This window comes from Nitrincola lacisaponensis (genome assembly GCF_000691225.1).
GTDB classification, from domain to species: Bacteria; Pseudomonadota; Gammaproteobacteria; order Pseudomonadales; family Balneatricaceae; genus Nitrincola; species Nitrincola lacisaponensis.
The window spans coordinates 642,375-655,214 of record NZ_JMSZ01000032.1; the positions used below are offsets into that span (position 1 = coordinate 642,375).

12 protein-coding genes are annotated in these 12,840 nt (G+C 50.7%); 5 read left to right on the plus strand and 7 right to left on the minus strand.

What is annotated here, in order from left to right:
* Window positions 1-38 precede the first annotated feature (38 nt).
* Window positions 39-2,015 carry a methyl-accepting chemotaxis protein gene (locus ADINL_RS12865; protein ID WP_036548520.1) on the plus strand — a complete coding sequence of 659 codons (1,977 nt, stop codon included), beginning with the start codon at window positions 39-41 and terminating at the stop codon, window positions 2,013-2,015.
* A gap of 5 nt (window positions 2,016-2,020) precedes the next feature.
* On the opposite strand, the gene ADINL_RS12870 is transcribed toward ADINL_RS12865, so the two are convergent.
* A complete protein-coding gene (locus tag ADINL_RS12870) occupies window positions 2,021-3,610 on the minus strand; it encodes an ABC-F family ATPase (protein ID WP_036548523.1) in 1,590 nt (529 codons plus the stop codon).
* A 164-nt stretch (window positions 3,611-3,774) separates the two neighbouring features.
* On the opposite strand from ADINL_RS12870, the gene ADINL_RS12875 reads away from it, so the two are divergent.
* From ADINL_RS12875 to ADINL_RS12880, 3 genes are read left to right on the plus strand one after another with little or no spacing between them, the layout of a single operon-like run.
* The gene (locus ADINL_RS12875; RefSeq protein ID WP_084154513.1) at window positions 3,775-4,833 is read left to right on the plus strand and encodes a patatin-like phospholipase family protein; all 1,059 of its coding nucleotides are present in this window, start codon (window positions 3,775-3,777) and stop codon (window positions 4,831-4,833) included.
* On the plus strand, window positions 4,830-5,039 hold the full coding sequence (locus ADINL_RS16825) for a hypothetical protein (protein WP_338036396.1): 210 nt from the start codon (window positions 4,830-4,832) through the stop codon (window positions 5,037-5,039). The genes ADINL_RS12875 and ADINL_RS16825 overlap by 4 nt, the downstream gene beginning before the upstream one ends.
* Window positions 5,032-6,255, plus strand: a complete 1,224-nt coding sequence (locus ADINL_RS12880; RefSeq protein WP_338036397.1) for a GntP family permease — start codon at window positions 5,032-5,034, stop codon at window positions 6,253-6,255. Before ADINL_RS16825 ends, ADINL_RS12880 begins: the two co-directional genes overlap by 8 nt.
* A gap of 63 nt (window positions 6,256-6,318) precedes the next feature.
* Here ADINL_RS12880 and ADINL_RS12885 read toward each other — a convergent pair whose 3' ends face one another.
* From ADINL_RS12885 to ADINL_RS12910, 6 genes are all read right to left on the minus strand, one after another.
* The gene (locus tag ADINL_RS12885) at window positions 6,319-7,491 is read right to left on the minus strand and encodes a MerR family transcriptional regulator (RefSeq protein WP_036548526.1); all 1,173 of its coding nucleotides are present in this window, start codon (window positions 7,489-7,491) and stop codon (window positions 6,319-6,321) included.
* 228 nt (window positions 7,492-7,719) lie between these two features.
* Window positions 7,720-8,721, minus strand: coding sequence for a type I glyceraldehyde-3-phosphate dehydrogenase (gap, locus tag ADINL_RS12890; protein WP_036548528.1), 1,002 nt, complete (start codon window positions 8,719-8,721; stop codon window positions 7,720-7,722).
* A gap of 23 nt (window positions 8,722-8,744) precedes the next feature.
* Complete coding sequence (locus tag ADINL_RS12895; protein WP_036548530.1) at window positions 8,745-9,410, minus strand: HAD-IA family hydrolase; 666 nt, start codon at window positions 9,408-9,410, stop codon at window positions 8,745-8,747.
* 98 nt (window positions 9,411-9,508) lie between these two features.
* A complete protein-coding gene (locus ADINL_RS12900) occupies window positions 9,509-10,165 on the minus strand; it encodes a response regulator (protein WP_036548532.1) in 657 nt (218 codons plus the stop codon).
* A gap of 2 nt (window positions 10,166-10,167) precedes the next feature.
* Entirely contained in the window at window positions 10,168-10,611 is a 444-nt protein-coding gene (locus ADINL_RS12905) for a hypothetical protein (RefSeq protein WP_036548535.1), read from the minus strand.
* 37 nt (window positions 10,612-10,648) lie between these two features.
* On the minus strand, window positions 10,649-11,377 hold the full coding sequence (locus tag ADINL_RS12910) for a DNA-binding protein (protein ID WP_036548538.1): 729 nt from the start codon (window positions 11,375-11,377) through the stop codon (window positions 10,649-10,651).
* 145 nt (window positions 11,378-11,522) lie between these two features.
* On the opposite strand from ADINL_RS12910, the gene rimO reads away from it, so the two are divergent.
* Entirely contained in the window at window positions 11,523-12,839 is a 1,317-nt protein-coding gene (gene rimO, locus ADINL_RS12915; RefSeq protein WP_036548541.1) for a 30S ribosomal protein S12 methylthiotransferase RimO, read from the plus strand.
* The last annotated feature ends 1 nt before the right edge of the window (window position 12,840 follow it).

The following is a 12,840-nucleotide window of genomic DNA, read 5'->3' on the forward strand; positions in this document are numbered from 1 at the left end:
GCATGTTGAGTAGTGTGTTTTACCCCGCTGTATTCTTAATGAATCAGCTGAAGTACCCATACAAATTTGCACTGATCAGTCTGGTGTTTCTACTACCCTTATCAATTATGAGTGGTATGCTGCTGCAGCAGTCATTGCAACAGATTCGTGCCGCAGAGCAATCCCGACAGGGCATTCTCTGGTTAAAACAGGTTGGTCAGGTCACTCAGCAGGCTGAACGTTTCAGGGATCTGCGCGCTATCAGTCACTATCGTGAGCAGGATGACCTGGAGCAACGCATTCAAGCGACAGAACAGCAACTGCGTCAAACGCTGCAACAACTCAGTGCCCAATCTGCTGATCTGCAGGCTCACCCCGAAGCGTCTGCTCAACTGAATAACTTCATCAATGCATGGCAGACGCTACTGAATGAGGGTGTTAGCCATCAAGGAGCCGTTGAAGCCCAATTCAATGTTTATCACACTCATGTCGGCGATGCCTATCGCCTGCAGCGCACCCTGGCACAGGCCAGTGGACTGAGTCAGGATACCAATGACCAGCTTCTCAATATGAGTGAATTGCTACTGCGTGAGATCCCACCAGCACTTGAACTGCTGGGGCAGGCACGCAGTTTTGGCATCTACGCCTTGCAGAGTGACTTTCTGGAATCGAGCCTGAGTGACCGTTTAAATATTCTCTATGACCAGATGAGCAGGGCTGAACAGGATCTGCAGCCAGCCCTGAGCAGCCTGACATCAGATTTAAGCCATCTGTCACACGCGGCTACCACTTTGTCGAGCCTCAGAGATTTACTGGACGAGGAGGTGATGTCAGCCTTTTCAATGGAGATGGACTGGATTGATTACCTGAATAGATCAGACAATGAAATCAATGCATTACACCATTTAAATGATGCGTTACTGAATAAAATGGATGCGCTGCTGGCGGAACGTTTGGCACAGAGTCACTGGCGCTTGCGTCTGTTGATCGCAGCACTTGTCAGCGTGCTGTTATTGATCTGCTATCTCTACTTTGGCTTTTATCAGTCTGTTAAGCAGGCTATTCGACAGGTCTGGCAAGCCAGCCAGCAGCTCGCCGCCGGTGATATGACGACGCGCATCGAAAGTCGTACCCAGGATGAAATGGCCGCCTTGATGACTGAGTTTAACCGCATGGCGGAGCGTGTTCACCAACTGGTCAGACAGGTACACCTGACAGCCAACGCCGTACATCAAAAGGCGGGGGATGTCGCGAGTATTTCCAGTGAAAGCCGACAATCAATTACAGAGCAGCGCCAGGAAACCGAGCAGGTTGTGGTTGCCATGAACCAGATGACCCGCTCGGTTGAAGAAGTTTCCCGTTATGGGCGCGAGGCTCTGCAAGCCACAGTAGAGGCCGATGAGCAGTCACGCACAGGTGATCAACAGGTGTCCCATATACTGCAGCATATTCAAGCACTGGCCACGGAAATAGAACAGTCGGTTGAGGTCATCAACCGGTTTGCGGCTGACAGCCATCAGATTGTCAGTGTCCTGGAAGTGATCAAACATGTCGCTGAGCAAACCAACCTGCTGGCACTCAATGCCGCCATTGAAGCAGCACGGGCAGGGGATCAGGGACGTGGTTTTGCAGTCGTTGCCGATGAGGTGAGAACCCTGGCACAACGCACACATCAATCCGTTGAGGATATTGAAGCACAGGTGGGCAGGCTGCGTAGCAGCGTTGATCACGCCGTCAACTCGATGCAGCGTAGTCAGCAGCAGGCACGGCAGACAGTGGAGCAGTCTTCAGAAGTCAGCCATGCGCTGCAAAGCATTACCCGCTCCGTGCATACCATTGTGGACATGAATGAGCAGATTGCCAGCTCAGTCTCCGAGCAAAGCCAGGTGGCTGGCACTATTGATCAGAACCTGATGGCAATCAACGATCTGGGTGAGCAGACCGCCAGCCGGGCTAATCGGGTTGTTGAAGCCAGTCAGGAGATGGTTGAGCTGTCTGCCGAGTTGAAACAGCTCATGGGCAGCTTCAGGATATAACCTGATTAGTTAAAAATGCCCTGGCTGCGCAGATAGTCTTCATAACCACCACTGAAGTCAGTCACGCCCTGGGCACTCAGCTCAATCACACGCGTGGCCAGGGAGGAGACAAACTCACGGTCATGACTGACAAAAATCAATGTACCGGGGTAATTCTCCAGCGCCAGGTTAAGTGCTTCGATAGACTCCATATCCAGGTGGTTGGTTGGCTCATCCATCAGCATGACATTGGGCTTGATCAGGCTTAACTTGCCGAACAGCATACGGCCTTGTTCACCCCCGGAAATCACTTTAACTGACTTATGAATTTCGTCACCCGAAAACAGCATACGACCCAGTGCGCCACGAATAGCCTGTTCGCCTGACTGAGTCCATTGTGCCATCCACTCGAACAGCGATGCCGGAGAGGCAAAGTCTTCAGAATGATCCTGGGCAAAGTAGCCTACCTCGGCACTGTCCGTCCATTTCACTTCACCAGCATCCGGCTGCAGCTTGCCAGCCATGCATTGCAGCAGTGTGGTTTTGCCTATGCCGTTCGGGCCGATAATCGCCACACGCTCACCCGCTTCAATCTTAATATTGAGCTTGTTAAACAACACATTACCATCGAAACCTTTTGTCAGATCGAGCAGCGTCACAGCCTGGCGATGCAGCTTTTTCTGCTGTTCAAAGCGAATAAAAGGGCTGACCCGGCTGGAAGGTTTAACTTCTTCGAGCTGGATTTTATCGATCTGACGTGCGCGCGATGTGGCCTGCTTGGCTTTGGATGCGTTGGCAGAAAAACGACTGACAAAGGTTTGCAATTCAGCGATCTGGGCTTTTTTCTTGGCGTTATCATTCAGCAGCCGCTCACGCGCCTGAGTGGCCGCGGTCATATACTCATCATAATTGCCTGGAAACAGACGCACTTCGCCATAATCCAGATCGGCCATATGGGTACAAACCTGATTCAGGAAATGGCGGTCATGGGAAATAATCACCATCGTACTGTTACGCGCAACCAGAATGCTTTCCAACCAGCGAATCGTATTGATATCCAGGTGGTTGGTTGGCTCATCCAGCAGTAACACATCCGGATCAGAAAACAGTGCCTGAGCCAGCAATACTCGCAGCTTCCAGCCAGGGGCGAGGGCGCTCATCGGGCCAAAATGCTGCTCAATAGGAATATCCAGACCTAACAGCAGCTCTCCAGCACGTGACTCAGCGGTATAACCATCCATCTCGGCAAACTCAACTTCCAGCTCAGCCACAGCCATGCCGTCAGCCTCAGTCATCTCGCTTAAGCCATAGATACGATCACGCTCTGCTTTGACTTTCCACAGCGCTTCATGCCCCATGATCACCGTATCGATTACCGTGCAGTCTTCATAAGCAAACTGATCCTGCCGAAGCTTACCCAGACGGGTGTGTGCATCCAGCATCACCTGGCCACTGGTGGGCTCCAGATCGCCTCCCAGAATTTTCATCAAGGTCGATTTGCCGCAGCCATTAGCGCCAATCAAACCATAGCGATTGCCATGGCCAAATTTAACAGACACGTTTTCGAACAGTGGGGCTGCACCAAACTGCATGGTGAGATTTGCGGTCGAGATCAAAATGGAGAACCTATCAGAATAAGTGTGTACGAAAAGGCCAGCAGTATACAGGAGAATTGGTCCGGTAAGGATACTCAATTCTTTTGTCTCACATTATTTCACGTTAATATAGTGCCATTGCTGCAATGCAGCATGGGGTCTTTTTTATGGATAAATCGAGGTAGATGATGGAAACGAAGCAGAAAACAATTGAATTGGCGCTACAGGGTGGAGGGTCTCATGGCGCATTAACCTGGGGTGTACTGGATCGCTTGCTGGATGAGGACGATCTGAAAATTGAAGGGATCAGCGGAACCAGTGCCGGTGCGATGAATGCCGTGGTATTGGCGGATGGTTATGAAAAGGGTGGTCGGAAGGGTGCCCAGGCTGCACTGGAGCAGTTTTGGAAACGTGTCAGTGACAGCGCCAAAACAAGTCCTTTCCAGCGTGATATCTGGTCGCGCATCAATGGCGATTGGAGTCTGGATAACTCCCCCAGCTACCTCTTTTTTGATCATTTGTCGCGCGTGTTATCACCCTATGAACTCAACCCGATGAATATCAACCCATTAAGAGAGGTGATTGATGCGCAGGTTGATTTTGATCGAGTGAATCGCTGCAAAGCCATGAAGCTCTTTGTCACAGCGACCAATGTCCGCTCAGGTCGACCCAAGATTTTCACTCAGCCTGAAATCTCAGCTGATGCCATGCTGGCCTCTGCAGCACTCCCTTTCATGTTCCAGGCAGTCGAAATTGACGGCGAAGCTTACTGGGATGGAGGTTATGCCGGTAACCCGGCGCTTTACCCCCTGGTGGACGACTGTGATGCACGCGATCTGATTCTGGTGCAGATCAATCCCTTCTATCGAAAAGAAATCCCGACCAGTGCTCGCGACATCATCAACCGGCTGAATGAAATCACCTTCAATGCCAGCTTAATCAAAGAATTACGCAGCATAGGTCTACTGAAGGATCTGATTCATTCTGAAGGGCTGGAGCACGAACAGTACCGGGATATGCGACTCCACTGTATTCATGGCGAAGACGATCTCTGGCCGCTGGAAGCCTCAAGCAAGCTGAACGCAGAATGGGAATACCTCTGCTACTTGCGCGATCTGGGGCGCACCAGAACCGATCAGTGGCTTGCCGAAAACAAGGCCGCTATCGGCGAAAAAAGTACCTTCGATCCGGACTGGCTACTGGAAGGATCGGTTAAATCCGTTAACAGGGAGTGTAAAGCATGATTGGATTAGCAGGCGTTACCCTGGCATTGGGGTTGCTGATATTTTTAGCCTATCGCGGTGTCAGTGTATTACTACTGGGGCCAGTCATGGCCCTGGTTGCAGCACTGTTTGCAGCAGGCACGCCTTTATTGGCCAGCTATACCCAGGTTTTCATGGGCTCTGCAGGCGGTTTTATTACCCAGTTTTTTCGGCAAACTGATGGATGACAGTCGAGCCGCAGAATCGATCAGCCAGACCATTGTTGGAAAACTGGGTTCTGAGCGTGCCATCCTGGCGGTCGTATTGGCCTGCGCAGTGCTGACTTATGGCGGTGTCTCGCTGTTTGTGGTCGCGTTTGCGGTCTATCCGATCGCTGCGGCGCTGTTCCGGCAAGCAGACATTCCCAAGCGCCTGATCCCGGCAACCATTGCCCTGGGTGCCTTTACCTTTACCATGACGGCCTTACCGGGTACACCGGCAATCCAGAATGCCATTCCCATGCCACATTTTGGCACCACGCCCTTTGCTGCGCCGCTGCTGGGTATCATCACTGCGGTGGTCATGTTCGGCATGGGGCAGGCATGGCTAACGCGCCAGGCACGTCTTGCCAGAGCAGCAGGAGAGGGATATGGGAACCACCAGGATCAGCCCGTAGCGTTTGACAAAAAACAGCGTGAGCACTGCTCTGGTGAAGGGTTTGATGTGACGCTGATTGAACCGGAACAGCAGAGTGATCAACTGCCGCCCTTTGCACTGGCCATCGCGCCCGTCGTACTGGTAATCGTCATGAACTACATCTTGAGCGCGCAGCTGTTACCGCGCCTTGAGACAGATTATCTGACAACCGCACTCTACGGTAATACATCACTTGATTCTGTGATCGGTGTCTGGTCTATCATCGTCTCGCTGACACTGGCCATCATCTTGCTGATCGCTACCAACTGGCAGCGCCTGATCACCTTGCGTCAGAGCCTTGATGATGGGGCGAATGCCTCTGTATTACCCATATTCAATACAGCAAGCCTGGTTGGATTTGGTGCTGTTATTGCGGCATTACCGGCCTTTGACTTGATCAAATCAGCTGTTGAAAGTGTTGGTGGTGGCAATCCACTGGTATCTCTGGCGCTCTCAGTGAACATCCTCGCCGGGGTAACCGGGTCAGCTTCGGGTGGTATGAGTATCGCCTTGCAAACACTTGGGGCTGATTATCTGTTACTGGCGAATCAGCTCGGCATTTCACCAGACTTGCTGCATCGTGTCACCACAGTTGCCACGGGCGGACTGGATAGCCTGCCACACAACGGAGCCGTCGTGACCTTGTTGGCGATCTGCGGCTTAACGCACCGTGAAGCCTACAAGGATATCTTTATGGTAGCCGTTCTTTTTCCAATCGTCTCACTGGTGCTGCTGGTGGCACTGGGCAGTCTGTTCGGTTCATTCTAGCAAAGAGCAGGGCGCGTAACCTGAGAGGTTGCGCGCTTTTATTCTTTTCATATCAATTGATTATTAATGGCTTTTCAGAATAAACATCTCATATCCAAATTCACCCAGGTGCTTTTCATAAACAGAAACCTCGTTAAGTAAATCGCTTAACGCTATTGAATCTGGCCTGTCTTGTTTTAACGCAAGTACCTGTTGCTTAAGGGGAGAATAGTATTCAGACCAGGCTTGATTACTGAGGGTAAAATGACTTAAGACTTCATATCCTGCATTTTCGATTTGCTTAATACGTCTACTAACCGACTGTATATCAGGATACTCCTGAAGCCAAAAATCAACGGCCTCCGAACCAGGTGAATCTGTCAGCCAAACCAGATCACTAAAAACAAGATAGCCACCTTGCTTTAAGATCGGCTTCCATTGCATAAGAGCCTTTTCTACTCCCATAATGTAAGCCGCACCCTCCGCCCAGATCAGATCAAATCTACTGGGCGGGAAGGTGAGGTCAGTCATACTGGCGCAGACTGTTGAAACGCGACCCTTAATCCCTTCATCCACCAGCTTTTTATCCAACTGTTTAAGTGCCTTCATTTCATTGTCGACGGCAATTATTTCAGCGTCAGTATGCTTGGCGAGAAGGGCAGTGGCGACTCCCTTTCCGCAACCAATCTCCAATATTTTATGCGGATGTTCGGGTAAAAATGATAATGCCTTCAGGCTATCTTCAGGGCTTCCAGGTCCCCAGCGATCCAATGACTGGAATACTTTCATAAAATCAGCCATATATTGCTCATGTCCACTCATGTCTTTTGATAACCACTTTAAGTAAATAATGTTTCTTTCATCGAATCCCTGCTTCTGAAGCCAATCATCAAACGCAGCAGGTGCAATTTTCTGATTAATCAGCAGCCACTCACGCATTGAAGTCTTTCCAGTCAGTGCCAGTAGCAGCTCACGCGCTTTCTGCATTTCAGATATTTCTACCTCAAGTTGCTCAAGCCGCCTTGCAAGCAAATCAGAATCGATTTTTGACTCCAGACACAAACAGCACTCATGCAGGGTAAGGCCACCAGCTTGTAGCTGTTTTAACAGGCGTAGCTTTTGCAGGTCATAGTCACAGTAAACCCTGTAGCCATTTGCTTGCCGCTTCCCCTTAATCAAACTCTTCTTTTCGTAGTACAGCAGGGTGCTGCGTGACAACCCAACAAGATCAGCCAGCTCAGAAATGAAGTAAGACACGGTCGAATCTCCAATCAAGATTTTCTCAATATAAGCTATGAAGCAGTAGACAGGTCAACACAGCAGCAACGATATACAATAAAACATTCTATTTAACATAATATACATTATACGAAGTTCTATATGTAGAAATAACAAGGCTCACATAATTAGTTAAAGCCCACTTACATCATTACAAATTGCACAAAAAAAACCGGCTCTCGCCGGCTTTTTATCTGACACTCACGCTTAGCTTGCACGCTCTCGAACAACCTTTGCCATCTCCAGCAGCTTGTTGGCATAGCCCCATTCGTTATCGTACCAGGCCACCAGTTTCATGAACTGCTTGTCCAGCGCAATACTGGCGTCCGCATCAAAAACACTGGTACAGGCCTCACCAATAAAGTCTGTGGAGACTACCTTGTCTTCTGTGTAACCCAGCACGCCTTTAAACGACGTTTCACTGGCATGACGAATATGCTGACACAGCTCTTCATATGCCACGTCACGCAACAATTCGACTGTCAAATCGACAACTGACACATTGGATGTCGGCACACGAAACGCCATACCCGTCAGCTTTCCATTCAGCTCCGGAATCACTTTGCCGACTGCTTTTGCAGCACCGGTTGAAGATGGAATGATGTTATCCAATATGCCGCGCCCACCTCGCCAGTCTTTACTGGAAGGACTATCGACCGTCTTTTGTGTTGCTGTCACCGCATGAACCGTTGTCATCAATCCACGACGAATACCCACCGCATCATGCACAACCTTGGCCAACGGAGCCAGGCAGTTAGTTGTACAGGATGCGTTAGAGATAATTCGCTGACCTGCATAGCGCTGATGATTGACGCCATACACAAACATCGGCGTATCATCCTGACTGGGTGCAGACATGATCACCTGCTGAGCACCTGCCACCAGGTGCGCCTGAGCCGCCTCGGCCGTCAAAAAGCGCCCGGTGGATTCAATCACCACATCGACGCCCTGCCAGTCCAGCTGTGCAGGGTCAGCCGATGCACTCAAACGAATCGGACGATCATTGATCCAAAGCTGCTGATTTTCAACACGCAGGGTTTCGCCAAAACGCCGATGCACACTGTCATATTTAAGCAAATAAGCCAAGTATTCAGGCTCCAGCAAATCATTGATTGCCACCACCTGAACCTGATCTGCAAAATTTGCATAGGCGGCACGCATCACCATGCGCCCAATTCGGCCAAAACCATTAATTGCTATTGTGATCATATACGGCCTCCGTGGCTGTTAATTTATGCGCAGGATAACCGATGCAGCATCACAGAAAAGTCGTCTATGATGCTGTCAGGCATCGATTTTTCAACTGCCTCACCATGATTATAGCCATAAGGAACGACCCACACCTCAACACCCGCATTACGTGCCGTCGCCACATCTGTGGAAGAGTCACCAATAAACAATACCTGCTCAGGCGACACGCCATGCTTTTGCATCAGGAAATGCACCGCGACAGGATCAGGTTTTTTCTGCTCAAATGAGTCACCGCCAAACACATCATCAAACAGATGATCCAGACGATGTGCACGCAACACCTTGTCGGTTCCACGCTTGAACTTGTTGCTGACAACACAAAGCTTACGCTTTGATTTTCTTAGCGTTTCAAGAGACTCTCGCACATGAGGATAGAGCTGGCTCAACGTACCCGAGCGCAGTTCATAATGATGATAAAACAGATTCAGTAACGCATCGAAATCAACCGCATGCTGTAACTGGTGATGCTCCAGCACCTGGGTCAAAAAATGAGCAGCGCCCTTCCCGACCCAGCTTCGTGCCTGATCCAGCGTAATGCCGGGCAAATCACTTTCCAGCAGCGCATCATTCATCGCTGATGCCACCTCTTCCACTGTATCCAGCAAGGTGCCATCCAGATCAAAAATGATCATTTCAAAGTGTGACATGAGCTATCCCATACAATCTGCAGGTTTTAATAAAAAACAAACAGATAGATTAACAGGATTGCATGACAAACTCACAGTCATGCGCAGCGTGAGGTGTATTAATTGGCCGTATAGCCCGAACGAACAGCCAGCTTAACCAGCTCGGCATTATTTTTCAGTTTGAGCTTGCGCAGAATGTTGGCACGATGTGCATGAACGGTCTTGGGACTCAAGCAAAGCGATTCAGCAATCTGGGCGACCGGAAAGCTTTCTGCAAGCATGCTGAACACCTCAAGCTCTCGTTTGCTTAGCCCGGCCAAAGGCGACTGAGCCTCGGTGCCAACGTTCATTTCGTTAAGCACTGCTGCTGAAAAATAAGACTGCCCCTTGGAAACAGCCTGCACCGCACTGATCAACTCATCCGGTGCACAGTGCTTGGTCAGATATCCCGTAGCACCCGCTGTAACAGCCTGAGACGGATAGGGCTCATTGCACATGGCTGTCAGCACCAGAAGTCGGGTATGCAGCCCGAGCGCCATGATGCGCCGGATCGTTTCCAGGCCACACGCGGAAGAGACTTCTTCAGAAGCAACTTTAAAAGGAATTGATAGATCTAAAACAACGACATCCGGACGATACTTTATGCAGGCGTTGACCGCGCACTGGCCGGTCTCAGCTTCTGCAACCACTGAAATTTCCGGATGTTTCTCCAGAATCTGCTGGTAACCGGCACGAATAATCGAGTGATCATCGACCAGTAGTATACGGATTGTCATATTTACACGCCTTTTTTCAAGCTATCTGCGCCCCGGTACACATCACTCGTGTCCAGATCAAGCGCAAAAGGCGATATTCCCTCCGCCGGATCGAGATGGGCCGGCTGTGCAACCAGCTCATCACTGAATCCTATCAGTTGTACGCCCTCCTTGCGACAATGCTGCAAAACTTTTTCAAGTGCTCGCACAACCGCAAGTTGACGATCATTTAGTTGCTCGCTCTTTTTCTGATCAGCGCGACGCCGGGAACTCACCTGGCGCACAATGTAATCACCCTCATCAATCAACTGCACCGTAATGTCAGCAACCTTTTCAGCTACCAGTGCAACCTTGGTGGTCTCAAACAGCGCTGGATCACGGCAGCAAAACACTTCGCCCGGAGTAGCACCCCGAATGAGTTCGCGAATAGTCTGCACCGAGCTACCTTCCGGTATGAACTGTTCCATGCTTTCAGCCGACCAATACCATGATAATGTTGAAAAGTTATGATGAATAACGGGCTTTGATCAACTCCAGCTGATGACGCTGCTCCAGTGATGACGCTTCCGCTTCTGCCAGCTTGCGCCTGAGCCCTGCATTATCAGACTGCAGATCTGCATTTTGCTTTTTGAGTCGAGCAATCTCTTCTTCCTGAATGCGGATTTTAACACGATATTCAATAACTTCATCACTTTGCTGCAGGTTTCCACCATCCAGCTGGCGCGCTTGCTGCAATTCACGCTCGGCCGACTCAAGCCGCCCCTGGGTGCGGAACAGCCTTTCTTCCAGTTGCTGCTGAGCCAGATTCTGCTGTCGCACCTCCTCCAGCAGCCCGGCATGACGCTGCAGCAGCGCCTGATAGTCCCGCTGCAGCTCAATCAACGCCTGACCGCCAGCCTGTTCAGCCTTACCCAGCGCAGCCTCCAGGGCCGTTATACGCTCCGTATAGACGCGACTCTGCTCCTGAAAACGATTATCAGCATACGCCAGCGCCCGATCCCAGGTCTGATTAGCCAGCCTGAGAACCGGCTCAGGCAAATCCGGATGCTCCTGGCGTCGATTAAGTCGTTCACTCAGAGTTGACCACCAGTCACCCAGCGCCCGGTTGATCGTGGTAATGCTGCCACTACCGATCATGTCACGAACATTCTGCTGAGTTGGACGCACGCCTTGCTCAAGCAGCGCGTCAGCGGCTTTAAAGACAGCCTGATGTGTATTACTGTTTCTACCCATATTTATAGTACACAATACGTATTGAATGATATGTATCGCAAACAATAATATCATGGCTATCGCTGACCGCAACCGACTTTTCTCGCCTCTTAAGCGGCTTTTCGCTAAAATCGCGCTTTGATTTTTTCTGAGGTTTTTCGATTACATGAACGCACCCAAGGTAGGCTTTGTCAGCCTGGGCTGTCCCAAGGCTCTGGTAGACTCTGAACGCATTCTCACGCAACTGCGCACAGAGGGTTATGAAATCTCCCCGTCCTATGACAATGCTGATGTTGTCGTAGTGAATACCTGTGGTTTTATTGACAGCGCCAAAGCAGAATCACTGGACGCCATCGGCGAGGCTATTAAAGAAAATGGCCGCGTTATCGTGACAGGCTGCCTCGGTGTGAACGAGGATGAAATCCGCAATCTGCATCCTCAGGTTCTTACCGTAACAGGCCCACAGGCTTACGAATCGGTTGTTAATGCTGTTCATGAACATGCGCCTCATCAGCCGGAACACGACCCCTTTATCAGCCTGGTTCCCCCTCAGGGCATCAAACTGACGCCCAGACACTATGCCTACGTGAAAATAAGCGAGGGCTGCAATCACCGCTGCACTTTCTGCATCATTCCGTCACTGCGTGGCGACCTGGTGTCCCGTAAAGCCGATGATGTAATGCGCGAAGCTGAAGGACTGGTTAAAGCCGGCGTCAAGGAACTGCTTATTGTCTCGCAGGATACAAGCGCTTACGGGGTTGACCTCAAGTATCCTTTAAGCATCTGGAACGGACGCCCAGTGAAAACACGCTTGCTTGAGCTGTGCCAGGCACTTGGTGATCTCGGCGTCTGGGTAAGACTGCACTATGTATACCCTTACCCCTCGGTCGACAAAGTGATCCCGTTAATGGCAGAAGGCAAGATCCTGCCCTATCTGGACATTCCTTTTCAGCATGCCAGCCCCCGCGTTCTCAGCATGATGAAGCGCCCTGCTCATGCTGAGAATACACTGGAACGTATTCGCGCCTGGCGTGCCATCTGCCCAGAACTGGTTATTCGCAGTACATTCATTGTTGGCTTCCCTGGCGAAACGGAAGAAGACTTTCAGGAACTGCTGGACTTCCTCGAAGAAGCTCAGTTGGATCGTGTGGGGTGTTTCCAATACTCACCTGTCGAGGGCGCAACCGCCAATGATCTGGCCGAGGCTATCCCGGATGAGATCAAACAGGATCGCTGGGAACGCTTTATGGCTGTACAGGCACGCATCAGCGCAGTCAGACTGCAACAGCGCATCGGCACCGAGATAGATGTCATTATCGATGAAGTGGTTGAAGAAGGCGCCGTAGGTCGCAGTAAGGCTGACGCCCCCGAAATTGACGGACAAGTCTTTCTGGACAACGCCACTCACCTGCAGCCTGGTATGATTATCCGGGCTCGCGTGGTGGATGCCGATGAGTATGATCTCTGGGCAGAACCTGTCTGAG

Excerpts from the sequence above, each read along its gene's own strand:
- ADINL_RS12865 (WP_036548520.1), top strand. The coding sequence starts at position 39 with ATGAATCAGCTGAAGTACCCATACAAATTTGCACTGATCAGTCTGGTG.
- ADINL_RS12875 (WP_084154513.1), top strand. The coding sequence starts at position 3,775 with ATGATGGAAACGAAGCAGAAAACAATTGAATTGGCGCTACAGGGTGGA.
- ADINL_RS16825 (WP_338036396.1), top strand. The coding sequence starts at position 4,830 with ATGATTGGATTAGCAGGCGTTACCCTGGCATTGGGGTTGCTGATATTT.
- ADINL_RS12880 (WP_338036397.1), top strand. The coding sequence starts at position 5,032 with ATGGATGACAGTCGAGCCGCAGAATCGATCAGCCAGACCATTGTTGGA.
- gap (WP_036548528.1), bottom strand. The coding sequence starts at position 8,721 with ATGATCACAATAGCAATTAATGGTTTTGGCCGAATTGGGCGCATGGTG.
- ADINL_RS12895 (WP_036548530.1), bottom strand. The coding sequence starts at position 9,410 with ATGTCACACTTTGAAATGATCATTTTTGATCTGGATGGCACCTTGCTG.
- ADINL_RS12900 (WP_036548532.1), bottom strand. The coding sequence starts at position 10,165 with ATGACAATCCGTATACTACTGGTCGATGATCACTCGATTATTCGTGCC.
- ADINL_RS12905 (WP_036548535.1), bottom strand. The coding sequence starts at position 10,611 with ATGGAACAGTTCATACCGGAAGGTAGCTCGGTGCAGACTATTCGCGAA.
- ADINL_RS12910 (WP_036548538.1), bottom strand. The coding sequence starts at position 11,377 with ATGGGTAGAAACAGTAATACACATCAGGCTGTCTTTAAAGCCGCTGAC.
- rimO (WP_036548541.1), top strand. The coding sequence starts at position 11,523 with ATGAACGCACCCAAGGTAGGCTTTGTCAGCCTGGGCTGTCCCAAGGCT.